Consider the following 23,280-nt stretch of genomic DNA (forward strand, 5'->3'; position numbering starts at 1 on the left):
GTGCACCGACGCGGGAGCCCCCGAGCGGCCCTTCGGCGCGGGCCCCGCGGCGGCCGGAATTCGTCCGGACAGCCCAACGGGCGCGGCCCTGGGGGGACGCCTACGCTGAAACGGCAACCCGCCGACACGCCCCTGGTCCCGCGGTCAGGGCCGGCGCGGCCGGCTCAGTTCAGCACCGAAAGGCGGTTCCGACATGGCCACCAGGTCCGACGCTCCCGTTCTCGACACGCTCGCCGCGATGACCATCGACTCCATCGAGCACTGTGGCATGGACGAGAAGACACTCATCACCACGCGCATTGCCGCCCTCGTCGCCATGGACGCCCCGGCCATCTCCTACCTCGCCCACATCAGCCCCGCGGTCAAGGCCGACTTCACCGTCGAGCAGTTGCAGGACGTGCTCGTCGCGATCGCCCCCGTGGTGGGCACCGCGCGTGTCATGTCGGCCGCCGGCCACATCGCCCAGGCGTTCGGCGTGGCCATAGCGATGCTCGAAAGCGAAGCCGAAGCCATGGCCAACGCCGAATCCGAGAGCCGCCACAAGGCGTCCTGAATCCCTCCCCGACCGGACCTGCGCGCCTCCCGGCCGGGAGGCGCGCAGGTCCGGTCGGCGCGGAGCCGTCCCGACCGAGGCCGTACTGTTCGCGCGTAGGCCCCGTCGGCCGCCGGCGGGGCCTACGGCCCGACCCGATCACAAGCACAGTCCATGGAGGCCAGGTCAACCGTGTGGACCGAAGCCGTTGCGGCCCTGCCCGGCACGACCGTCTTCCAACCTCCGGTGTCGGAGCCGGCGCTGCTCCGCTGTGCGGCGGTCCTCGGCCATGCGCTACCCAGGGACCTCACCGCGCTGTTGCGCGAGAGCGACGGCATCGAGGACGAGTACGGTGACGGGCTCATCTGGTCCGCCGAACAGATCGCGGCCGAGAATCGGAACCTCCGTGGGGACGCCGCGTTCAGCACCCTGTACATGCCGTTCGACCCGTTGCTCTTCTTCGCGGACGCGGGGAACGGCGACCTGTTCGCGCTCCTGGCCAGGATCGACCGGCCCGATGTCTTCGTCTGGAACCACGAGGACGACAGCCGCACCTGGGTGGCACCGAGGCTCGCCACCTACCTCGAATGGCGGCTGACAGGGAAGATCGAGGTGTAGGACCGCACCGCACCGCACCGCACCGCACCGCTCTGCACCGCCACGCACCGCACCTGCCGATCGGCCGCGCGGGCACGTTCCCTGGCCCGGGTGACGGACGGGGCGACCGTGCGTTGTCCGGGCATGACCGAAGACCTGCTGGACGTCCTCCTCGACGGAGTCACCGAACCACGCCTGAAACTGCTGAGCGGGGACGAGGCGAGAGCTTTGATGGTCCTCCTCGGCGTCCTCGACGACGACGCGCAGCCCGAGGATGTCCGTCGGGCCGCCCGGGAGATGCGCTTCCGTATCGCGTCGCGCCTGGCACTGCCGCTGTAGGGAAGGGCGGCCCATGAGGGAGGGACGGACGTGTCAGCGGCTTGTCAGTGCCCTGCCAGTGGCCTGTCAGGGGGGCCGGGCATCGTCGTGGTCATCGAGAGCGACGACACCCGATCAGGAGAACCCCATGAACGCCGAAACCACCCCGAACCCGCAGGGCGAGACGTCCCGGACCGAACCGGCCGAGTTCGTGGAGCGGGCCGCCAGGACGTTCGGCATACCCGGCGTCACGGTCGGCGTGTGGGCGGACGGCCGCGAGACCTTCGTGAGTCACGGCGTGACCAGCCTCGACAACCCGCTGCCCGTCGACGAGCACACGCTGTTCCAGGTCGGCTCCGCGACGAAGACGTTCACCGCGGTGGCGCTGATGCGGCTGGTCGCCGACGGTCGGATCGACCTGGACGCGCCGGTGCGCCGGTACGTGCCCGAGCTCGTCCTCGCGGATGAGAAGGCCGCGGACACGATCACCGTCATGAACCTGCTCAACCACACCTCGGGCCTGGGCTGGAACATCGTCGTCGACACCGGCGACGGGGACGACGCCCTGGCCGCTTTCGTGGGGAAGCTGGCCGACCTGGAGATCATCGACGAGCCGGGTGCCCGGGCCTCCTACAGCCAGGCCGCGTACAACCTGCTCGGGCGCGTCCTGGAGAACGTGACAGGTCTGACGTACGAGAAGGCCGTCTCCTCGCTCCTGTTCGAGCCGCTGGGACTGGCGAACAGCTTCTTCGGCACCGCCGACGTCATGACCCGCCGATTCGCCGTGGGCCACAACGCCGACGAGGACGGCCACCTCGCCGTCGCGAAGGAATGGCGGCTCACCCGGGCCAACAACCCCGGCGGGGGTCTCGCGTCCACGGCGGCCGACGTCCTGGCCTGGGCGCGGTTCCAGCTCGGCGACGGGCTCACCGAGAACGGGCAGCGACTGCTGCCGGCCGAACTGCTGCACCGGATGCGGGAGCATACCGTCGAACTGCGCGGCAGCAACCTCGGCGACGGCTTCGGCATCTGCTGGTTCCTGCGCGACCTGGAGGGCGGCGTACGGACGATCGAGCACGGCGGATCGGCCAACGGCCAGTTCGTCGAGCTGCTGATCGCGCCCGAACGGAACTTCGCCGTCGTCGCCATGTCCAACGCCGGCCCGAACGGCATTCCCTTCAACCGGGCCGCCGTCCGCTGGGCCTTGGAGCACCACCTCGGTGTCGTCGACGAGGACCCGGAGCCGCTGCCGTACGACGCGGTGCGGGCCCGGGAGGTCGTCGGGGCCTTCGACAACGACGTCATGACGCTCACCGTCGCCGACGACGAAGCGGCGCTGACCATCGGAGTCGTGATCAAGCCGGAGGTCCGCGAATCGGCCGACTTCGAGATGCCGGCGGACTACGAGCCGGCGGCGCTGGGCCTGCTGCCCGGCGACGGCGACGAGTTCATCGTCACCGCCGGCGGACTGCGGGGGCAGCGCGGCTTCTTCACCCGCGACGCGAGCGGCACCGTCGTCGGCATGGACCTCGGCGGCCGGATCTTCAACCGGGTCCCCAGCTCCTCCGCGTGACCGCGTGACCGCGTCTCGCTGTTCGAGGTCTCGTAGTCGGGCGGCGGACCGGATCATCGACCACCTCGGCCGGACCGCAGGCCGCCGTGCATCCGCCCGCCCTGGGACGCTCCGGCAGGCGGTTCCGGGTGGGCCGTCACCAGCTCCGGTTCCAGGCCCTCGGCGGGCGTGGTGCGGGGGCGGCCGATGTCGCCGCGCCACGCCTCGAAGGCCAAGGTGGTGGCGGTGACCACGGCGAGGCCGAGCAGCCAGCCCCCGATCACGTCGCTCACCCAGTGCACGCCGAGCGCGACCCGCGTGCCGCCGACGCCGAGCACCGCGACCACGGCGAGCACCCAGGCCGGTAGGCGCCACGCGCGCGGCACCAGGGGGAGCAGGACCAGCAGCAGTACGGCGCAGGAAGTGGTGGCCGTCATGGCGTGCCCGGAGGGGAAGGAGAAACCGGGCGCGTGGGACACCGGGTCGGGCAGGTGCGGGCGGGCTCGCTCGACCACGTGCTTCGCCAGCAGGCCCACCAGGCCTCCCCCCACGGCGGTCACGGCCGCCCAGGCGGCCAGCCGCAGCGCCCGCTGCCACAGCAGCCACACCACCACCGCGGCCACCAACAGCCGCATGGTCAGCGGCCCCCAGGCGACGTGCGTGAGGAATTCGAGCACCCGCACCCAGGCGGGGTGGTCCAGTGCGGTGCGGTGCAGCCACTCGGCGGCGCCTTGGTCGAGCCGCCGCAGCGGCGGCCACCGCGACTCCACGAGGACCAGCGCGAGGGAGAAGGGCACGGCCGCCAGCGCGGTCGCGGCCACGGTCGCCAAGAGCCGCATGCCGAACCGGGCGTCGGGCCCGGTCCGCCCGGACACGAGTCGTGCGAGCAGCCGCCGAAGCCGGAATCGGGGGCGGGGGCGGGGTCGGTCGGATCGCTCCGTCATGGTCGGTGGGGTTCCTTTCTCCGTGCGGTGGGGCAGGGGCCGGCCGGCCCGTGGGGCCGTGCATCAGATCCCCGGGTCCGCCGTGACCGGCTCGACCACGCCCGCCCGTACGGCTTCCAGTTGGGCGGCGAAGGACAGGCCCAGGAAGAGGGCGAGCGAGGTGAGGTAGGACCACAGGATCAGTGCCATGAACGCGCTGAGCGGCCCGTACACGGTGGTGAAGGAGCTGTCGGCCCCGACGTACAGGCTCAGCGCCCACGTCGCGCCGAGCCACAGCACCAGGTGCACGGCGGCCCCGAACGCGAGCCAGGTGTAGCCCGGCTGGGTGCGGCGCGGGGAGCGCCGGAAGACGGCACTGGTGGCGACGACGGCCAGCAGGATGCCCACCGGCCGGCGCAGTACGTCCCACGCCCGGTGCGCGGTCGGTCCCAGGTGGTAGACCTCCGTCATCGCCAGGCTCAGGTCGGAGCCGAGCACGGTGACCGAGAAGGCGAGCCCGAGGGGCAGCCCCGCCGACAGCGCCATCACCAGCCCACGGGTGTACTTGCGCACGAAGGGGCGGTCGCGCTCCACGCCGTAGATCCGGTTGGCGCCCCGCTCGACCTGGCACATGGCGGTGGTGACGTTGGCGATCGAGAACAACAGCCCCAGCCAGAGGGCCACCTCGCCGCCGTCCCCGGCGTGGCGGTGGCTCTCCCGCAGGGCGTCGTCCACGACGTCCTGGCTGGGACCACTCACGAGCCGGCGGATCGTCAGCTCCGCGATCCGGCCGATGTCCTCGGTGTGCAGTACGCCGGACAGGCCGATGAGCGCGATGGCGAGCGGCAGTATCGCGAGGACCGTCTGGAGGGCGAGGGCCCGGGAGTGGCTGAACCCGTCGGCGTAGCGGAAGCGTACGAAGGAGTCCCGTACGAGGTTCCACCCGCCGTAGCGGCGCAGCGCGGCCCACGCCTCCTCGGCGGAGAGCTCCTCGCCCTGGATCCGCAACTCGGCCTCCGCGGCCTTCACTTGGCTGCGCTGCGGTACGCGTGTGGCGGTGCCCATGTCAGCGCACCCCGTCCGGTCGGCCGGTCCGCGCGGGTGGGCGGGCCGTGCCGCGCGCCCCGTCGGGCTCCTCGGCCCCGTCGGCCGCCCGGACCGGCCCGGCTGCGGCGATCGGCTCGGCCGGCTCGCGTACGGGCAGGCAGACGCGCAACGCGCCCGGCTCGACCTCGGCGGTCAGCCGGGTCCCGGCGGCGAAGGCGTCGCCGTCGAGCTCGCGCGGCTGAGGTCGGGCGAAGCGCAGGTCGATCCGCCCGGCGCTGAAGTACTCCAACGCCCCGTGCGCCGCCCGCCGGTCCTGGCCGCCGGAGAGGCACGGCCCGGACGCCCGCGCCGCGGACCGGGTCAGGAGGTGCCGGGCCGCCGCGAGCCAGCCCGTGACACCCCGCGGATCGAGGAGCACCACCTCCAGCCGGCCGCTGTCGGGGCGGGCGTCCGGCAGGAGGGGCAGCCCGCCCTGCAGGGAGCCGACGTTGCCGAGGACGACCATGCGGGCCCGCCGTTCCAGCGGGGCGCCCCCGTCGAGCCGGACCGACAGCCGCATCCGGGGATCTCCGAGGTGGCGCAGTGCGGAGAGTACGTACGCGGCCCAGCCCAGGCGCCGCTTGAGCCGGGCGGAGGCGTCCCGGACCATGGCGGCGTCGAACCCGGCCCCGGCCATGACCGTGAACCGGGTCGGCACGAGTCCGTCACCGTGGATCCGGCCCAGGTCGATCCCGACGGTCGTCCCGGCCAGGGCCTCCCGCAGGGCCGTGTCGGGATCGGTGGGCAGCCGCAGGTTCCGGGCGAGGAGGTTCCCCGTCCCGCAGGGGACGATCACCAGCGGGATCCCGCCGCCGGACAGCACGTCGGCGCAGGCCCGTACCGTGCCGTCGCCTCCGCACACCACCACCAGGTCGGTGTCCGCCTCGGCCACGCGGGCGGCGAGTGCGCCCGCCGGCTCCTCGGCGGTGGTCGAGGTCCACACCTGGTCCGTGCGGCCGTGGCCGCGGAGGAGATCCCGCACCCGGGCGGCCGTGCCGTCGTCGCAGCCGTGCGGGTGGCGGACCACCACGGCCCGGCGCGGGCCGGCGGGAGCGGTGGGAGCGGTGGCGGGTACCCGGGTGGTGGCGATGTGGGCGGCCCGGGTGTCGTCCGGGCGGGTCCGGGGCGCGGCGAGGCCCGCCGGGGTCCTCGTACCGGGTGTGGACCGGAGCAGCGCGTACGCCATCACCAGCAGGGTGCACCCGCCGTTCAGCAGCCCCACCACGACGTCCGAGGGGTGGTGCATACCCCGGTACACCCGGGAGACCGCCACCGCCGTGGGGACCAGCAGGAGCAGGCCCACCACCAGGACGCGCCGGGCACCGCTCAACCGCCCGGCCGCGAGCACGGCCAGTCCGCCGAAGAGCGCCGTGGCGGCCCCGACGTGCCCGGAGGGGAAGCTGGAGGTCGGCGGCGCCGCGTCCAGGTGCGACACATCGGGCCGGGCACGCCCCACCACCACGGTGACGAGCAGGAAGACCGCGGACTGGGCGGCCACGGACCCGGCGAGGAACGCGGCATCCCGCCACCGGTGGACGCGGGGCACCCCCGGCACGAGCAGCAGGGCCAGCACGGCGACGAGCGTCAGCGTGACGATGCTCTCGGTGGCGGCCAGCTGCGACATCCCCGCCGAGACCGCCGTGACGAGGATCTCGCGCCGGTCCGCCAAGGCCTGGTTGACGCCGTCCTCCACCGAGAGCGGCCACCGGCCGGCCAGCGGCCCGGTCACCAGCAATCCCAGACCGGCGACCGAGGCCGCCTGCAAGGGCAGCAGCAGGAGGAGGAGGCCGGATCTCTTGCCTGCGGAGTGTGCGTTGTTCATTGACGGCGTGTTACCCACCACGGCTCGGTCATGCGTCCCGCCGCCGCCACGTCCCGGGCGAGCCCCGGTCGGGGGCGCACAGGAATCCGCCCGGATGGAAGGGCGGGGTGTGGGCAACAGCGGGCCATGGCCGTTCTACGAAAGCTCGCCCGCCCTCTCCTCGCCGCCCCGTTCGTCACGGGCGGCCTACGCACCCTGCACCGCCCCGAGACCGTCGCGGAAGGGGCCCGACCCGTCATCCAGGAGGTCGGGAAGCGCGTCCCGGCCCTTGCCGGAGATCCGCTCCGGTTGGCGCGCGTCACCGGCACGATCCAGGCCGCGGCGGGACTGATGTTCGCGACCGGGCGCGCACCGCGCCTGAGCGCGCTCACGCTCGCCGCCACGCTCGTGCCGACCTCCCTCACCACGCATGCCTTCTGGACGGTGGAGGACCCACAGGAGCGCGCGCGGCAGCGCGCCCACTTCCTGACCGACCTCTCCACGCTGGGAGGGCTCCTCATCGCCGCCGTGGACACCCACGGCAAGCCCTCGCTCGTCTTCCGATCCCGGCACGCGTTCGATCACAGGCATCCGGTGGCTGCCGTCCGCCGCCCCGTCGAGGCGGCCGCGGCGCGTACGGTCCACCGCGCCAAGGGGGTGGCCGGCTCCCTCACCGGATCCCTCACCGGATCCCGCTGAGGCAGGCCGAACGGCCGCTCCGCTCCGGTCTCCCCGGCCGGCAGCACCACCCGGCGCACGACCTCCGGGTCCCGGCCGCCACCACCGATCCGGCACCCGACCGAACGGCGAGGAGAACCCCATGGCAGACGCCCGTGGCAACGCCCTACGGATACCCGTCGGCCCGCTGCTCCGCCCGAGCACGCTTCGCCCGCGCCACCTGGCGCAGATCCTGGCCGGCGTCGCCCGGAGCGCCCTGCGCCGCAGGCGACCAGGCATCGCCCCCACCTGTGCGGGCGCCGCCGAGCACCGCTCCTTCGCCGACACGGAGATCGGTTCCGGAGCGGATGCCAGGGGTGAGCCGCGCTGCCGGGACACCGCCGCGGGCCTCGCCGCCGGCCGCCGCGAGCGAGCCCACGCGGCGGTCTCTGCCCGTACCGCAGGCCCCGAAGACCTGGCGGCGCTGCTCGCCATGCTGGACCTGCGGACCGGGCCGGACGAGGGGCCGCCCCGCCCCGGTGACGACTGAGGGCCGCCGATCTCAGCGGCAGGAACGGCTCGTGATGTGCGCTTCCGGCGGAACCCGGGTCGCCTGCCGGCATCGTCGACCCGACGTCCAGCATGATCGAGAGCATCAGGTGGAGAGCCGACAGAGGAGTAGGGATGCAGCTGCGGGACGTCCAGCTGGGCGATGTGGATGCCTACGTACGCATGCGGTGCGACCCGGCCATGATGACCGATCTCGGTGGGCCGCTTCCGCGTGAAGGCATGGAGGACAAGGTCCGTCGCGACGTTCGGAGCGCGGAGTCGGGTGCGCAGTGGATCAAGATGATCGTTCTCGACGAGGCGGATCCCGCGGTGGCGGCGGGCACCGTGACGCTCTGGTCCCACTCGGAGGACGGCGAGGAGATATCCGAGATCGGCTGGATGGTGCTGCCGGAGTTCCAGGGGCGTGGCGTGGGCGGGCGGGCGGTGCGGGCACTGCTGGAGCGTGCCCGGGACGACGGCCGGTGGGGACTCGTGCACGCGTTCCCGACGGTGACGAATACCCCTTCGAACGGCATATGTCGTTCACTGGGATTCCAGCTCCTGGAAGAGCGGGACGTGACCTTCGCCGACCGAGTCCTGAGGACGAACCATTGGCGCGTCGATCCCCGTGCGGCGCTGAGCTGAGGACCGCACCGCACCCGCACCCGACCCCGGTGGGGCGGGCGGCACGGCCGAGACCCCTGCCCGGTTGCGGGTAGGGGTTCGGCAGGGGGCTGGTCGGCGGTGTGCGTGGGGGCACATGGCGAAGCGAGGCGTCGACGACGGATGAGGGCGCAGGTGCGGGAGGCTTCGGTGCCGCTGCCCGACACGGCTCCCACAGTGGTCGGCCGCGCCCCCGCAGCGTAGGTTCCGGGCCGCCTTCCGATACGCCGTCCGGGTCGCCCCTGGCCGATCGGGGTGTTCCGGGCGCTTCCGTCCGTCGTTCCCGGGCGATGATCCCTTGCGGTCCATGTCGGTGTCCGACCGTCCTCCGACTCCGGCTGCCTCAGGCCGCAGGGTTCGGCGGCCATGTCTGAAAGGCCCCCGCTGTGCGCGCTTACGTCATCGACGCCTTCGGCGATACCCCCGCCCTTCGGGACGTCCCCGTTCCGGACCCCGGGCCGGGCGAGGTGCAGATCAGGGTTCGTGCGGCGGGAGTCAACCCGCTCGACTTCAAGACGGCCGGCGGAGAGCTGGCCGGCTCGGGAGCCGAGTTCTCCTTCCCCCTCACCCTCGGCTTCGACGTGGCAGGCATGGTGACCGCGACCGGTGAGGGCGCCGGCTTCGCCGTCGGAGACGAGGTGTTCGGCCTCGTGTGGCCGCACTCCTTCGAGCACGGCTCCTTCGCCGAATACATGACCGCCCCCCGGCAGGCGGCGCTCGCACACCGCCCCGAGGGCCTGGACCCCGTGGCCGCCGCGGCGCTGCCGATGACCGGCGGGACCGCGCAGAGCGCGGTGGACTGGCTCGGCCTGACCGAGGGCGAAAAGCTCCTCGTGGTCGGTGCGACCGGCGGCGTGGGCTCGTACGCGCTCCAGATGGCCACCGACCACGGCGCCCACGTCATCGCCGTCGCGTCCGCCGCGGACCACGCATACGCCCGTTCCCTGGGCGCGGCCGAGACCATCGATCACCGCACCACCGATGTCGCGGACGCGGTCCGCGCCGCCCACCCCGACGGCATCGACGCCGTGATCGACCTCGCCGACGACGCCGAGACCGTCTCCACCCGTATCGCACCTCTGCTGCGCGACGGCGGCCGGCTGCTCAGCACGGTCTTCGCCACCGACCCCGACGCTCTCGCGGCCCGGGGCATCAGGGCGGTGAACTTCGCCTACCGGGCCACCGGCGAGGACATGGTGCGCCTGGCCACCGGGGTGACGGCGGGCGGCCTACGCGTCGCCGAGACCCGCAACTACCCCCTCGCCTCCATCGACGAGGCCCGCACCGCCCTCCTGAACGGGCACGTCCGAGGCAAACTCGTCATCACGACCTGACAGCTGCCGGGTCCCGGTGTCGACCTCTCCGTTGCCCGGTGACGCCGGCCCGACCGCGCGTCGGCTCGCCGGCACAGAAGCGTGCCGGAGCCGCGTGATGCACGCGGCTCCGGCAGTCGGCCCCGGGGAAGGGCCGTTCGGGGGAGCGGTGGTGGATGCGCCACAGGGTGGGCGCATCCCCGCTCGGGGTCAGCTCGCCGAACCGTCGAGCTCGCTGTCGGGGATCCAGGACCCGTGGATGCCCGCGGTGACGCGTCGCGGCAGGTGGACGGTGGCGATCCGGTCGAGGCCCGAGGCGTCGAGGACCAGCAGTTGTGAGGCGTCCTGCTTGAGGTCGGAGACGACGCTGAGGAGGTAGCCGTCGTCCTCGCCGGTGGCGCCTGCGGCGGGGACGAAGACCGCCTCGCTCGGCAGCCGGGCGTCGCCGACCTGGTGGATGCGGCGCGCGCCGGTGGTGCGGTCGTACTTGACGATGCCGTAGCCGCCGAAGCCCTTCTCGTCGGGGAAGGAGATGGCGTACTGGTAGCGGTTCTCGGCGCCGAGGTAGTCCTCGTTGAGGGTGGGGAATTCGATCGCGAGGTCGTCGATTATCTGCTCGTCGACGGTGCCGGCGGACAGGTCGATCACCCATCGGCGGGTGTAGGAGCGGGTGTTGGGCTCGCTGCCGCGCCCCGGCGCACCGACCCACCAGTTCCAGGAGAGCTGGAAGCCCTCCCGGTCGACGGTGGGGCCTTCCAGGACGATGCGGCCCTGGCCGTCCTCGTAGGCATTGGAGACGTGGAGCATGTTGCCCGGCTCGATGGAGAACCAGCGGGTGTGGCGGGCGCCGTCCTCGCCGCGGGGCATGACGCCGATGCGGGAGGGCTGGTGGTCGCTCCAGCTGTACGGGATGCCCGAGTGCTCGGTGGGGTCGAAGGTGACGTTGCCCTCGATGAACACGACGTGGCGGCGGGTGATGGCGAAGTCGTGCTTGAGGGAGGCGGTCGCTCCGGGCACCTCGGCGCTGTGGGTGATGGCGCCCTTGGCGTCGGCGACGTAGTGGGTCAGGAACGGCGGGAAGGGCGAGGAGCCGAAGAAGTGCAGCTCGCCGGTGACCGGGTCCTCCTTGGGGTGTGCGGTCATCGCGCCGCGCAGCTTGCCGTCGAAGTCGTGGGCACCGACGGTGTCGAGGTCGGGGGTGAGTTCGAAGGGGAGGTTGGCCTCGCACAGGGCGAGGAGGCGTCCGGCGTGTTCGATGACATGGGTGCCGGCGGTGCTGGCGGTCAGGTCGGGGCCGTGTTCGGTCATGTACGGGGCGCCTTCGAGGGCGGGGGTGTGGACCCAGCGGTTGCGGTACCACTCGGCGCGGCCGTCGCGCAGGCGGATGCCGTGGACCATGCCGCTGCCCTTGAACCAGTGGGTGGGCGTGACACCGGGCTTGGGGTTGTGGCCGTTGCGCAGCAGTCGGCCGGTCAGCTCCGGCGGCAGGGAGCCCTCGACGGTCAGGTCGGTCGCGGAGATCTCGTCGGCGACGGGGGTGTAGTGGCCGGTCAGGTACGGCGGGGTGGTCGTCATGGCGGGAATCCCTTTCGTGGATGCGTGGACGGGTCGATCGGGGGAGAGGGGCGGGTGTGGCGACATCGAGGTGATGTCCCGTCAGGCAGGCTGCTCCGCACGGTTCTTCAGGTGGGAGAGCCAGCCTTCGAGGGAGGCGTGGAGAGCCTTGCCGAGTTCGTCGACCTCCGCGTCGACGGGTTCTCCGCTCCAGGACTCCTCGGTGTGGACGACGACACCGGCGTCGGACTGCTCGAAGGTCCATACGTGGACGCCGACGATGCCCTCGACGGTCCCGCCCCACACGATCCGCTTCCCCGGGACCAGCTCGCACACGGTGGAGGTGATGTCCAGGCCGTGGGTGAGCCAGCGGAAGGATCGGCCGGGAAGGAGCGGTCCGTCGACCGCCGTCCGGTCGATGTCCGTGTTCCAGGTCGGCCAGGCCGCGACATCGGTGTGCAGCGCCCACAGGGTCGAGAGCGGGGCGTCGATCACGGTGCTCAGGCGGACGATCACGGGGGCGGTTTCGTCGATGGTGACCATGGCTGTACTTCCTGTCTGGATGAGATGTGTCGGTGCTGTGGCTGTGGCTGTGGTTGTGGTTGGTGTGGCTGATCTACCGGTCCAGCGGGACCGGTGGGAGCGGAGAGGTTCCCGGATCGGCGCCGGCCGGTCGGGCGGTGGTGTCGGTCGCCGTACGCGCGCCGGGACGGCGGGTCAGGAACAGGGCGAGGAGTGCGGTGGCGGCCAGGACGGCGGCGGAGGCGGTGAAGGCCGTCTGGTAGCCGGCGGTGAGGGCGTCCAGAGGCGGTCGGTCGGTGGAGGCGTGGGCGGTGACGGAGCCGGCCAGGGTGGCGAGCGCGGCGAGGCCGATGGCGCCGCCGACCTGGCGGGTGGTGTTCACCAGTCCGCCGGCGAGACCCGCGTCCTCACGCGGTACGCCGTCCACCGCGAGCGCGGTCAGCTGGACGAAGGCGATGCTCAGGCCCAGGCCGACCAGGATGCTCGGCCCGAGGACGTCGACGAGGTAGGTCCCGTCCGGCCGCATCCACGACAGCCACAACAGACCGGCGGCCTCGGTCAGCAGCGCCGCGGTCACGGTCGCGGTGGCTCCGACGACTCGGGCGATCCGCGGAGCGAGCGCGGAGCCGATCATATGGGCCACCGCGAGCGGGAGTTGTCCCACCCCGGTGAGCAAGGGGCCGGATCCGAGGACCTGTTGTTGGTAGAGCGGCAGGAAGAAGAACAGGGCGATCCATACGGACCCCAGCAGCGCCATCAGCAGATTGCCCGCGGCGACCCGGCCGGTACGGAGCAGCCGCGGCGGTACGAGCGCGTTCGGCCGGCGGCGCTCGATCACGTAGAAGGCCGGCAGCAGCACGGCGGCGGCGCCGAGGGAGCCCAGTACCCGGGCGTCGGTCCAGCCGGCGCCGCGTGCCGTGGTCAGCCCCCACACCAGCGAGGTCAGGGCGAGGGTGACGGTGACGGTGCCCAGCAGGTCGAACCGCCCGCGGTTCGCCACGGCTTGCCGTTCGCCCTGCCGTGCGCCCTGATGTCCGGTCTCCGCCGCGGTGTCCCGTGGTACCAGCGCGACCACGGCGGCCAGTACCCCCGCCGATCCGAGGGCCACCGAGTGGAAGATCCAGGGCCAGCCCCACGCCTGGGTGAGCACACCGCCGAGCAGCACGCCGCCCGCCGCTCCCGCGCCCGAGACCGCACCCCACACGCCCAGCGCCCTACCGCGCCCCGGGCCGGGCGGGAACCGGTCCATGACCAGCGCGAGCGCGGCCGGGGCGATCGCGGCGGCACCCACACCCTGCACCGCACGGGCGGTGATCAGCACGCCGGAGGAGCTGGTCAGTCCGGCCGCCGCCGAAGCCAGTGCGAAGAGGGCGAGCCCGCCGACCAGCACCCGGCGGCGGCCCAGGAGATCGGCCACCCGGCCGCCCGCCAGGAGCAGTGCCCCGAACGCCAGGCCGTAGGCGTTGACCACCCAGGTGGTCCCGCCGTCCGAGAGGTTCGCCCCCGCGCGGATCTGCGGCAGCGCCACATTGACGATCGAGGTGGCGAGCATGACGGTGAACTGGGCCGCGGCGAGCGCGGCCAGCACCGTTCCCGGCCGGGGAGCCCGGCCTGCGGCCCGGCCCGTCTGCGTGAGTGCAACGTTCATGTCGCACAGACTCGACGCGGACGCTGTCCACTATCCAGGTCCGCCAGGACCGGCCACTGTCCACTCCTGTCCGCACCTGTCCACCGGGCCCGCCGGCGGTGCGCGTCCACCGTCGCTACCGCGGATCGTGCAGCTCCTGCTGCCACAAGGCCTCAGAGAGCAGATCCAGGCCCTGGCGCAGATGGCGGCGATAGGTGCCGTACGGGAGACCCAGGCGGCGGGCAGCGGCCTCCTGGGTGGGCGCGCCGGAGAAGTAGCCGGCCGTCAGGGCCTCGCGGGCGCGCACCCCGCGCGGGTCGAGCCCCAGTTCGTCGACGGCCCCGCGCAGCAGGGCACGCAACTCCCCGACAGGACTGTCGAAGTCGGCCGCGAGACGGGACCGCATCAGCGCGCAGGCGGAGAACGCGTCCGCGTCACGCCAGTGGGCCAGCGCCTCGCGCACGGCCTGGTCGAACGCGGTGCGCGAAACGGGCGACGGCCCGGACGGGGCTGCGGGCGCCTCGGTGGCCGATATGAAACGCATGAGCCAGGTCTCCACGGGCAGTTGACGCCAGTCGACGCCGAACAGCCCGTACGTGTGAGCGCCGACCCGCGGCCGCGCCCCCGTGTCCACCAGCGTGCCCTTGACCCGCGCGGCCCACGTCTCGGCGTCCTGGAACACGGCGAACCCGTACGCGCGTCCGCGGGCGCGGGCCGCCTCCGCCTGGGCCCGGGAGCTGCTCAGGTCGATGACCCGGGAGGGCACCTGGTACTGCTCGGGGTAGATCGAGAAACGGCTGACGCCGATGTGCTCACCGGGGCTCACCGGGTCGGTGTCCTCGGTGTACCGCCAGGCCGCGGCGACAACGGGATCGGTGGCCAGGTCCTGGGCATCGGGAGGGTACGGCAGGACCAGTCGCGCCGTGAACGCCACGATCCGGCCCGTGCCCACGAGCCGGTACACGCTGAACGACTGCGGCTGACGCCGCGTCCAGTAGCGGACCAGGTCCGCCGAGGCGGCCCCTTCCGTCTCGGCGGCCATGCGCAGGATGACATCGATGTCGTCCGGGTGCAGCGGACGGTCGTGGACCTCGTCCTCGCGGGACCAGGAGCGCAGTCGGGCCAGCGTCGCGCCCTCCCGGAACAGGTAGAAGAGATCGTCGGTGACGGTCCACACCCGTTCCTCGGGCGCCTCGCGCAGGATGCGCAGGTACTCGTCCGCCAGGCGTTGACGCATCGCCTCGAAGGCGTTGGGCGCCCGCCAGCGCAGGTCGGCGGCCAGCGTCTCGCGCGCCGCGTCGTGCGGGTACAACCCCCGCAGGCTGGACTCCATGAAGGGCAGGTCGCGCAGCCAGGAGAAGAGCGGATGCACGTCCTCCCCGGGGAGCACGGCGGCCAGCAGCTCCTCGGACGTCGAGTGGGCCTGCGCCGCCACCTCCAGGGCGCGACGGTGGGACGCCGTGGGCACCTCCCCGATCAGCCCCGCGAGCAGGGTGCGCAGCACGTCCGCCGTGGGTGCCCAGATCTCCTCCCGGCCGCAGCCCTCCGATCCGGCGGCGGCCGCCAGCGACAGCGCGAGCGGGTTGCCCCCGGCGAAGCGCAGCACCCGGTCCCGCAGTTCGGGCCGGATCTGCGCCGCCACCAGCAGGCTCCGGGCCTGCTCCGCGGAGAACGGCTCCAGCTCGCTCACGCGCAGGAGCCGGGACCAGGCCGGATCGGCGGCCCACTGCGGCTGCGGAGCCCGCCGGCCGCCGAGGACGACCAGGGTGTCGTCCGCGGCACGCGGCAGGAAGTGGTGCCACAGCCAGCTCTCCAGCCACTGGCAGTGCTCGAACGAGTCCACGAACAGGACCGTGCCCGGCACGTCCAGGAACGGCCCGGCGGCGTGCTCGAAATCGGCCGGGTCGCGGCTGACGAAGCGGCCGTCGAGTTCGACGAGCAGCCGGCCGGCGGCCCGGGCGTGGTCCGCCAGCCGCCGCAGCAGCGTCGACTTCCCGATGCCGCCCGGACCGTACACGTAGAACGCGAACGGTGCCTGCGGATCACCCGCCAACGCCTCGCCGAACCGTTCGAGTTCCTCGTCCCGGCCGACGAACGCCCGTACACGTGCTCTGCTCAGTCTTTCCCCCACGGACACCATGGCGGCTCCATCCTTCATTGCGGCGGTGGACAGCGGTTGCGGGTGGCCGGGCACTGTCGCGGACACCCTGAGCCTGCGCGAAGTCGATCTCCACGCAGGCCCGTTCATGTCACTTGACGAGGCCGAGGTTCCCGTCGTCGGCGTGACCGGTGACCAGGAGCGTGGTCTCCTCGACGCGCCGGAAGCGGCCGTCGGCGGCCAGCAGGGCGAAGAGGTAGACCTCGGTACGGGAGGTGTGGCCGTCCTCGTGGACGAGGGTGACGGTGTGGCGGTCGGCGTAGCGGGTCCCGTCACGGAGTTCGTCGTGGACCTCGATGTGCCCGCTGCGGATCAAGGAACGCAGGCGTGTCATGTGCTGGGTGAAGGAGGCGCGGTCGCTCCACACGCCGTTGGTGCGCTGGCGGTAGTCAGGGGTGAAGTGCCGGTCGATGGCTTCGGTGAGGTCGAGGCCGGGGGTGAACAGCAGATCGTCGATGGCTCGGGTGATGTCGGTCGATGTCATGGTCGTCTTCGCCTGAGAGTGGGGGGTGTACGGGGGGAAGTCCCGGGGAGGGACGGACGTAGGGCGGTCACGTACGGCGCTCACGTGCGACGCTCACGTACGTCGGTCACGCGCGTACGAGTCGCGTCATCGGACGGGGGTGAAGTCCAGCGACAGCGCGACCGGGCCCCGGGTGTAGAGGCCGGTCTCCTGGTACCGGAAGCCGGGGCTGTGGCGGACCTGGTCGAGCAGGGGCAGGAGCATCCCCGCGACGGTCTCCAGCTCGGTGCGCGCGAAGGCGGTGCCGACGCATTGGTGGAGTCCGGTACCGAAGGCCAGGTGCTGGGCGGCAGCGGTGAAGGAGCGGGCGGTGCCCAGGTCCGAGCGGTGGATGTCGAAGGTGTCCGGCGCGGTGAAGGCGTCGGGGTCGCGGTTGGCCGCGCCGATCATGCAGAAGACGGTGGCGCCCGCCGGGACGGTGGTGCCGGCGAACACGGCGTCGCTCTCCGCCTGGCGGGGAATCAGCTGGACCGGCGGGGTGTAGCGCAGGGTCTCGGCGATCGCGGCGCCCAGCAGATCCGGATCCCGGCGGACCTGCGCCATCTGCTCGGGATGGTCGACGAGGTGCTTGAAGAGCAGGGCGAGGGTCTTGTCCGCGGGTTCGGTGGCGGCCACCAGAACGTTGATGATCAGTGCGGTGACCTCGCGGCCGGTCATGGCGACGCCGTCGAACTCGGCGGTGCACAGCTGGGATATCAGGTCGTCGCCGGGATCGCGGCGCCGTTGTTCGATCACCGGGAGGAGATAGGCCTCCAACCGCTCGGCTTGGTCGACGCAGTGGCGGCGGCGCTCGGGGGTGAGGTTCAGGCCGGTGATGAACTCGGCCACCCCGCTGTGCCAGGCGGCCACCTGCTGCCAGTCCTTCCGGTCCAGTCCCAGGACGTCGAGGGTCACGTGCATGCCGAACGGCTTGCCGAAGTCGTTGACCAGGTCCACCCGGCCCAGGGGGAGGAACGGGGCGATGAGCTCGGCGGCGTTGGCGCGGATGATGCGTATCCGGTCCTGCAGCGCCGATCCGGTGAAGGCCCGGACGACGATTCTTCGTTTGGCGGTGTGCTCGGCCCCTGTCATCTGCGCGAGGACGGGCCCACGCATCACCGGCTCGGCGCGCACCTGCAGATTCTCGGTGGTGAACAGCTCATGGTCGGTCAGCACCCGCTTCACGTCCGCGTGACGCGAGACGAAGTAGCTGTCGATCGCCGGTTCGTGATGCACCGGTCTCCGCTCCCGGAGTTGGGCGAAATAGCGCTCGGGACCAGCGGCGAACTCCTCGGACAGGACGCTGAAATCGGTATCGACCACGGACATGGGGGAAGGCCTCTCGAACTGCGCGACGCACGGAAGGAACGAGAGCGGGGGTCGGCGAGAGCCCCCGCCCTGGTCCTGGCCGAAGGAGTTCCGGCCGGGACGGCCGCCTGTGTACCTCGCGTGCGCGGGAGAACGAGCAGGTGGGCGGTCCGGCCTGCAAGACGTGCGAACGCCCGTACGGGTTGCCCCGGTTGGAAGGACTTCACCTCCGGCCATTGGGTCGAAAACGGCGCAAGATCCGCAGCTCAGGGCGCCAGGCCCGAGGCCTGAGGGTTCGTGGCCGCATGAGGAGGGAGCAATTTCTTGAGCGTGTCTGTTCAAACGGCGTTTATGGTGAGCCCTGTTCGAAAACGCCCCCGAAAGGACATGCCTTGAACGCCTCGGCAGGCATATCGACCACCGGCGAGAAGCAGGAGAAGCCGGGATGGGGATTGCCCTCGACGCTGTTCGCCGTGCTGTCCCTCGTACTCCGCCTGACCGAAGTCCGGTCCTGGTGGGCCGTCCTCTGGGCGCCGCTGCTCCTGCTCGCCGTCGGCACCACGGCGTACGCATGGCGGGCGACGGCCCGCGGCCGATGGCGCATGGGTCCCATGGAGTGGGTGTTCCTGGTCGTCACCCACCTCGGCCTGATGCTGTCACTGGCCAGGGTCCTCGGTTGGCGGCCCTGATGAGGGTGCCGCCGCCCGATCCTTCCGTACCGGTCCAGATGTTCGTTCAGTTGCTGCGGGCGGTGATGTCGCCGTAGGAGGTGGTGGCGCGGATGGTGAGGCCGGCGGCGGCGCCTTCGGTGTTGGTGAGGGCGTTGTGGACGCGGCCGTAGGCGGTGCCGGCGTCGAGGGTGGCGGAGACCCCGCGGGCGGTGCCGATGGTGATGTCGCCCGCCTGGGTGGTGAGTTCGACGGTGCCGCGCTGGGCCTCGGTGATGTGGAGGTCGCCCTTCTGGGTGGTGATCTGCGCGGGGCCGCCCAGGCGTCCGACGGTGACGTCGCCGGCCATCAGGGTGAGGTGGGCGCTCGCGGTCTCGTCGAGCTTGACCGTGCCCTGGGCGCTCTCGAAGGTGACGTCGCCGAGGCGCCCGACGCCGCGGAACTCGGCGGCCGCGGTCTTCGCCTCGACGCTGGAGCCGGCGGGCAGTTGGACGGTGATCTCGACGGATCCCGGGTGGTTGCCGAGGACCCGGTTCTTCGCGGGTGCGGCCGCGATCCGCAGCACGCCGTCGCTGTACTCGGCGCCGGTCTGCTCGGCGGCCTTCACGTCGCGGCTCTTGGAGGCGTCGGCGGGGAGGATCTCGACGGTGGTGTCGGCCCGGTCGGCGGCGATGAACCGGATGAGCCCGGCGGGGACGTCCAGGACGGCGGCGATCGGGGCGGTGGTGGCGAACTTCTGCATGGTGCTTCTCCTTCATCAGCGGCTGCGCTCCGTGCGCCCCGCGGTTTCTGATGAACGAAAAGCTACGTTGCGTTCGAGAAACTGGCAACATACTCGTTGCGTTGAATCTGCATCACTGCAGGTCAAATAGAGGATTTCATTGCAATGGTTTCGCGCTTAACGCAACAGTGTGCGACGTGTTCGTTGCAATGGAATGGAAGTGAACGTCAGTCGGGCCGCACTACCACCAGCGGACCGGGTACCGGGCGGCTCCCCGGCGTACGCGGGACGCCGCGAAACCGCCGAGCACGAGGACCACGGCGGCCCCGAGCAGCAGGGGGACGAACCGTCCGGGAGCCGGGGTCTGCAGCACGACCACGACCGCGGTGGCGCAGGCGGGTGAGTGCGGCGTCCGCGCGAGCGTGGTCGCGGCGAACGTCAGTCCTCCGGCCAGCGCCGCACTCCAGGGGTTGCTCTGCCCCAGCGCGAGGGCCACGTACCCGGCGGCGGCGCCCAACAGGTGCGCGACGACGACGCTCCGGGGCTGGGCCATCGGGAGCGTGGGGGCGCTGTGCAGGACCCCGGCACTCGCGGCCAGCGACGGTATCAGGACCGGCTCGCTGATCACCGCCCCGATGGCCGCGAGCGCCAGCAGGACTGCGGTGACCGCGCCGACCCCGTGCAGGCCCGCCGCCGCGCCGCGCCAGGCCGGATACCGGTACCCGCGCCTCTTCGGGAGCGGTACGTCGTCATGCGGCGCCTCGGGGCCGGGCACGCCCCGGCGCGGCAGCACGGAGTCAGCGGTCACTGGGGCGGCTCCTGGCGCGGCGGTCCACGGATCGGGTCGGGATGCGACGGGAGGACCCGCGCACCGCCCGCCACCCTGCACCGCCGGTCTGTCACCGGCCTACAACGCCTGCGTATCGGCTGCCGTCGGGGAGTCGAGCGGCATCCTGCCGGCGCATGCCCTTGGATGGGGCCGTACACGGACGGACCGACGACCAGCTCCCGGAGACCGGTATGAGGAAGATCAAGGCGCAGCTGTTCATCTCGCTCGACGGTGTCGTCGAGGCGCCCGACCAGTGGCACTTCCCCTACTTCGACGAGGACATGGGGGCGGCCGTCGACGCGACCCTCGGCAGGGCCGACACGCTGCTGCTCGGGCGCCGGACCTACGACAGCTTCGCGGGCGCCTGGCCGGGGCGGGAAGCGGCCGGTGGGGAGGACGCCCCGTTCGCCGAGGTGCTCGGCGACGCCCGCAAGATCGTGGTGTCGAACAGTCGGCTCGACTTCACCTGGCGGAACTCCGAACAGCTCGTCGGCGACCTCACCACAGCGGTCGCCGCGCTCAAGAACGAGCCGGCCACGGACAGCCCCGTCTGGATCAGCGGCTCGGTCTCCGTCGTACGTCAACTCGTGGCCGCCGGCCTCCTGGACGAACTGAACCTCCTGCTGCACCCGATCGCCGTACGCAACGGCATGCGCCTGTTCGAGGAGGACGCACCGACGATCCCGCTGGAGCTGCTGTCCGCCGTCACCTTCCGGACCGGCGTACTGAACCTCAGCTACGCCGTGGCCACCGCACCCGGCGAGGGCACGTACGAGGACGCCAGGACCCACCTGCCCCAGCACTAGGCCGCCTCCACACCTCGGGGTCACCCGGAGAGCTCGGCCTGCCACTGTCGTGGCCACTGCCCCGACGGCGGTGGAGCTCCCCCTATCCCCAGGTCGCTCCGTGCGCTCTCGTAGAAGGCGTCGCGTGCCGCACTCGCGAGCCGATGCGCCTTGGTCCACCTCTCGCCGTCGACCGTGCCCTCCCGCACCAGCAGCTCCACGGTCCAGATCGTCTCGTGCCAGTGCCGTGCCGCCGCGATCGTCGCCGCGTCCCCGACGAGCAGGACGGACTCCCACTCCGTCGCCCGGTGGGACTCCGCGTCGGCGAGCATCGGCAGACCCTCCGCCGGTGCCAACGGGTCCGCCACGTCGGCGAATCCGAGCGAGGCGCCGATGCGCTGGGTGACGCGGAGCTGCGCCTTCAGGGCATTGGCGTAACGGCCGTACGTCTCGAAGCGCTTCTCGTCCCACCGCTCCTGCCGCTGCCGCGTCCACCGCCGACGCTCGGTCAGCGTCTGTGCGGCGTAGGAGCCGAGCGAACCGACCACGACGCCTATCAGAGCGGGCAGTTGATCGAGCAACGCCACAGTTCCTCCCCCGAACCGGTTCCCCTGCCGCCGCACGACAGCCGCGCCGCGGCAGTCAGCCCTACCCACCTTCCGGTCGGTTCGTGCCTGCCGGCGCGGACCGGAGTACCGGGGCGGGTGGGCGCCGACCGTAGGGTGGCCGAACCCGACCCAGGAGGACCCGCATGGCGAGCATCGTGATCGCGCAGACGACCGTGGACGACGAGACGAAGGCGTACGAGATCGCGCGGGCCGCGGTGGAGGCCCGGCTCGCGGCCGGTGCGCACATCGACGCCCGGATGACCACGTTCTACTGGTGGAAGGACGCGGTGCAGCACGAGCGGGAGTACCGGATCTCCTTCAAGACGACCGCGGAGAAGGTCACCGAACTGCAGGCGTGGGTCCACGAGCGGCACCCGTACGAGGTGCCGCAGTGGATCGTGCTCCCGACCGTCGGAACCTCGCAGGAGTACCTGGCGTGGGTGGAGAAGGAGACCACGACCGGGTAGCCCCCCGCCCCCGTCCCCGTCCCCGACCCGCCCCGTCCCCGACCCGCCCCGTCCCGCCTCGCTCCTGCCGCCGGCGCGAAAAATACCCGCGCACCGGCGGCAGGCTCGCACTAGGGTGAGCCGCATGAACGTCACCGGCCCCAGCACCACCGCGACCGCGCGAGCGACCAGCTCGCCGGTTGCCGCCGCCTGACCTTCCCCCTCTCCCCGGCGACCGGACAACGGTCCGTCGGTTGTGCCGTGGCGCCCTCGCCCCCGGTCGGAGACTGCACGGTCCCGTTCTCCGGTGCCTCCCCCGCGCGATGCGAAGGAGCAGTCACCCCATGAACCACCACACCACCACCGAGCAGTTGGCCGGCACGTTCGTCGAGTACTTCGAAGAACGCGAGCACCGCCGCATCGTCGGTTCGACGCTGCTGCCACCGCCCGGCGACCCCGTACTCTTCACCACCTCCGGCATGCACCCCCTCACTCCGTACCTGGAGGGCCGCCCCCACCCGCAGGGCCGCCGCCTGGTCAACGTCCAGCGCTGCCTGCGCACCACGGACCTGGAGGAGGTCGGCGACGCCACCCACCTGACGGTCTTCGAGATGCTCGGCACCTGGTCGCTGGGCGACTACGACGGCCCCCGCAGCCTCGACTGGGGGTACGGGCTCCTCACCGAGGGGCTGGGCATCGATCCCGGCCGGCTGTACGCCACCGTGTACGCCGGCGACGACCGGACCGGGCCCGACACCGCCTCCCTGGAGCTGTGGCAGGACCGCGGTGTCCCCGTCGAACCCACCGTGGAGGACAACTGGTGGTCCAACGGGCCCGTCGGACCGTGCGGTCCCGACTCGGAGATCTTCCTCTGGAGCGGCGACGGCCCGCCCGAGTCGACGCCCACCCGCGACGACCGCTGGGTGGAGGTGTGGAACCACGTCACGATGACCCACCGCCGGCTCGACGACGGTTCCCTGGTGCCGCTGCCCCAGCGCAACGTGGACACCGGCCTCGGCCTGGAGCGGCTCGCCTCCCTCCTCCAGGGCAAGCCGTCCGTGTTCGAGTGCGACGTCTTCGACCCGTGGCGCAGCCTCGTACCGGCCCTGTGGCCCCTGGACGAACGGTCCTTGCGCGTGGTCTGCGACCACCTGCGCTCGGCCGTCGTGGTCCTCGGCGACGGTGTACGCCCGGCCAACACCGGGCAGGGCTACGTCCTGCGACGGATGCTCACGCTGCTGTGGCGCGACGACCCCTCGCGTAGCCTCGGGGACCTGCCGGACGAACTGGTCCGGCACACCCTGGACCGCTTCCGGCAGGACATGGACCCCGGCGACGTACTCCCGATCCTGTGCGAGGAGGAGCGCCGGTTCCGCCGGCTGCTGGAACGCGGGCGGCAGGTGCTGGCCCGGCCCCGGTTCCGCGGCCCGCTGACCGAGGAGGACTTCCACTACCTCCACGACACCCACGGGCTGCCCCGCGAGCTGGTCACCAGCCTGCGCCAGGAGTGACCACATGGGTGCGGACGGCGTTCCCCGCGAGGCCCACCGGAGCGGTGGGC

At 72.2% G+C, this 23,280-nt stretch carries 24 protein-coding genes; 12 read left to right on the top strand and 12 right to left on the bottom strand.

Annotated features, from left to right (window positions below; translation table 11 throughout):
- The first annotated feature begins 193 nt into the window (after positions 1-193).
- The 4 genes from ACWG52_RS34885 to ACWG52_RS34900 all read left to right on the top strand — a co-directional run bounded on the left by ACWG52_RS34885 (position 194) and on the right by ACWG52_RS34900 (position 3,020).
- Positions 194-553 (top strand): hypothetical protein, encoded by a 360-nt coding sequence (locus ACWG52_RS34885; RefSeq protein ID WP_030732855.1) that lies wholly within the window; start codon positions 194-196, stop codon positions 551-553.
- A 153-nt stretch (positions 554-706) separates the two neighbouring features.
- A complete protein-coding gene (locus tag ACWG52_RS34890) occupies positions 707-1,150 on the top strand; it encodes an SMI1/KNR4 family protein (RefSeq protein WP_390136438.1) in 444 nt (147 codons plus the stop codon).
- A 123-nt stretch (positions 1,151-1,273) separates the two neighbouring features.
- The gene (locus ACWG52_RS34895; RefSeq protein ID WP_389813155.1) at positions 1,274-1,468 is read left to right on the top strand and encodes a hypothetical protein; all 195 of its coding nucleotides are present in this window, start codon (positions 1,274-1,276) and stop codon (positions 1,466-1,468) included.
- A 127-nt stretch (positions 1,469-1,595) separates the two neighbouring features.
- Positions 1,596-3,020 (top strand): serine hydrolase domain-containing protein, encoded by a 1,425-nt coding sequence (locus ACWG52_RS34900; RefSeq protein WP_453126940.1) that lies wholly within the window; start codon positions 1,596-1,598, stop codon positions 3,018-3,020.
- A gap of 53 nt (positions 3,021-3,073) precedes the next feature.
- Here the strand turns inward: ACWG52_RS34900 and ACWG52_RS34905 are convergent, their stop codons facing one another.
- The 3 genes from ACWG52_RS34905 to ACWG52_RS34915 all read right to left on the bottom strand — a co-directional run bounded on the left by ACWG52_RS34905 (position 3,074) and on the right by ACWG52_RS34915 (position 6,830).
- The gene (locus ACWG52_RS34905; RefSeq protein WP_389813235.1) at positions 3,074-3,838 is read right to left on the bottom strand and encodes a phosphatase PAP2 family protein; all 765 of its coding nucleotides are present in this window, start codon (positions 3,836-3,838) and stop codon (positions 3,074-3,076) included.
- Positions 3,839-4,006: 168 nt separating this feature from the next.
- A complete protein-coding gene (locus ACWG52_RS34910; RefSeq protein ID WP_453126942.1) occupies positions 4,007-4,987 on the bottom strand; it encodes a YihY/virulence factor BrkB family protein in 981 nt (326 codons plus the stop codon).
- 1 nt (position 4,988) lies between these two features.
- Entirely contained in the window at positions 4,989-6,830 is a 1,842-nt protein-coding gene (locus tag ACWG52_RS34915; protein ID WP_453126944.1) for a diacylglycerol kinase family protein, read from the bottom strand.
- A gap of 126 nt (positions 6,831-6,956) precedes the next feature.
- Here ACWG52_RS34915 and ACWG52_RS34920 point away from each other — a divergent pair, with 126 nt between their 5' ends.
- The 4 genes from ACWG52_RS34920 to ACWG52_RS34935 all read left to right on the top strand — a co-directional run bounded on the left by ACWG52_RS34920 (position 6,957) and on the right by ACWG52_RS34935 (position 10,012).
- Positions 6,957-7,508 carry a DoxX family protein gene (locus tag ACWG52_RS34920; protein ID WP_390136448.1) on the top strand — a complete coding sequence of 184 codons (552 nt, stop codon included), beginning with the start codon at positions 6,957-6,959 and terminating at the stop codon, positions 7,506-7,508.
- 121 nt (positions 7,509-7,629) lie between these two features.
- Entirely contained in the window at positions 7,630-8,016 is a 387-nt protein-coding gene (locus ACWG52_RS34925) for a hypothetical protein (protein WP_453126947.1), read from the top strand.
- Between the two features lie 134 nt (positions 8,017-8,150).
- Entirely contained in the window at positions 8,151-8,660 is a 510-nt protein-coding gene (locus ACWG52_RS34930; RefSeq protein ID WP_453126949.1) for a GNAT family N-acetyltransferase, read from the top strand.
- Between the two features lie 404 nt (positions 8,661-9,064).
- The gene (locus tag ACWG52_RS34935) at positions 9,065-10,012 is read left to right on the top strand and encodes an NADP-dependent oxidoreductase (protein ID WP_453126950.1); all 948 of its coding nucleotides are present in this window, start codon (positions 9,065-9,067) and stop codon (positions 10,010-10,012) included.
- 189 nt (positions 10,013-10,201) lie between these two features.
- On the opposite strand, the gene ACWG52_RS34940 is transcribed toward ACWG52_RS34935, so the two are convergent.
- The 6 genes from ACWG52_RS34940 to ACWG52_RS34965 form a co-directional block, all read right to left on the bottom strand.
- On the bottom strand, positions 10,202-11,566 hold the full coding sequence (locus tag ACWG52_RS34940; protein ID WP_389813179.1) for a carotenoid oxygenase family protein: 1,365 nt from the start codon (positions 11,564-11,566) through the stop codon (positions 10,202-10,204).
- A gap of 81 nt (positions 11,567-11,647) precedes the next feature.
- Positions 11,648-12,088 (bottom strand): SRPBCC family protein, encoded by a 441-nt coding sequence (locus ACWG52_RS34945; RefSeq protein ID WP_453126952.1) that lies wholly within the window; start codon positions 12,086-12,088, stop codon positions 11,648-11,650.
- Between the two features lie 73 nt (positions 12,089-12,161).
- Positions 12,162-13,715, bottom strand: a complete 1,554-nt coding sequence (locus ACWG52_RS34950) for an MFS transporter (protein ID WP_389813184.1) — start codon at positions 13,713-13,715, stop codon at positions 12,162-12,164.
- 115 nt (positions 13,716-13,830) lie between these two features.
- Positions 13,831-15,834, bottom strand: coding sequence for an AAA family ATPase (locus tag ACWG52_RS34955; RefSeq protein WP_453126955.1), 2,004 nt, complete (start codon positions 15,832-15,834; stop codon positions 13,831-13,833).
- 109 nt (positions 15,835-15,943) lie between these two features.
- Positions 15,944-16,336 carry a nuclear transport factor 2 family protein gene (locus ACWG52_RS34960; protein WP_033221360.1) on the bottom strand — a complete coding sequence of 131 codons (393 nt, stop codon included), beginning with the start codon at positions 16,334-16,336 and terminating at the stop codon, positions 15,944-15,946.
- Positions 16,337-16,462: 126 nt separating this feature from the next.
- Positions 16,463-17,683 carry a cytochrome P450, cyclodipeptide synthase-associated gene (locus tag ACWG52_RS34965; RefSeq protein WP_453126958.1) on the bottom strand — a complete coding sequence of 407 codons (1,221 nt, stop codon included), beginning with the start codon at positions 17,681-17,683 and terminating at the stop codon, positions 16,463-16,465.
- A gap of 371 nt (positions 17,684-18,054) precedes the next feature.
- Between ACWG52_RS34965 and ACWG52_RS34970 the strand changes: the two genes are divergently transcribed.
- A complete protein-coding gene (locus tag ACWG52_RS34970; protein ID WP_266355377.1) occupies positions 18,055-18,351 on the top strand; it encodes a hypothetical protein in 297 nt (98 codons plus the stop codon).
- 46 nt (positions 18,352-18,397) lie between these two features.
- Here ACWG52_RS34970 and ACWG52_RS34975 read toward each other — a convergent pair whose 3' ends face one another.
- Positions 18,398-19,072, bottom strand: a complete 675-nt coding sequence (locus ACWG52_RS34975) for a DUF4097 family beta strand repeat-containing protein (protein ID WP_453126960.1) — start codon at positions 19,070-19,072, stop codon at positions 18,398-18,400.
- A gap of 220 nt (positions 19,073-19,292) precedes the next feature.
- On the bottom strand, positions 19,293-19,859 hold the full coding sequence (locus ACWG52_RS34980) for an HPP family protein (RefSeq protein ID WP_390136468.1): 567 nt from the start codon (positions 19,857-19,859) through the stop codon (positions 19,293-19,295).
- Positions 19,860-20,071: 212 nt separating this feature from the next.
- Between ACWG52_RS34980 and ACWG52_RS34985 the strand changes: the two genes are divergently transcribed.
- On the top strand, positions 20,072-20,686 hold the full coding sequence (locus ACWG52_RS34985) for a dihydrofolate reductase family protein (RefSeq protein WP_389818248.1): 615 nt from the start codon (positions 20,072-20,074) through the stop codon (positions 20,684-20,686).
- Positions 20,687-20,706: 20 nt separating this feature from the next.
- Here ACWG52_RS34985 and ACWG52_RS34990 read toward each other — a convergent pair whose 3' ends face one another.
- On the bottom strand, positions 20,707-21,252 hold the full coding sequence (locus tag ACWG52_RS34990; RefSeq protein WP_389818245.1) for a hypothetical protein: 546 nt from the start codon (positions 21,250-21,252) through the stop codon (positions 20,707-20,709).
- Between the two features lie 164 nt (positions 21,253-21,416).
- Here ACWG52_RS34990 and cutA point away from each other — a divergent pair, with 164 nt between their 5' ends.
- Complete coding sequence (gene cutA / locus ACWG52_RS34995; protein ID WP_389818242.1) at positions 21,417-21,740, top strand: divalent-cation tolerance protein CutA; 324 nt, start codon at positions 21,417-21,419, stop codon at positions 21,738-21,740.
- A 323-nt stretch (positions 21,741-22,063) separates the two neighbouring features.
- Complete coding sequence (locus ACWG52_RS35000; protein ID WP_453126964.1) at positions 22,064-23,230, top strand: alanine--tRNA ligase-related protein; 1,167 nt, start codon at positions 22,064-22,066, stop codon at positions 23,228-23,230.
- The last annotated feature ends 50 nt before the right edge of the window (positions 23,231-23,280 follow it).

It is taken from the genome of Streptomyces sp. CLCI03 (assembly GCF_053615355.1).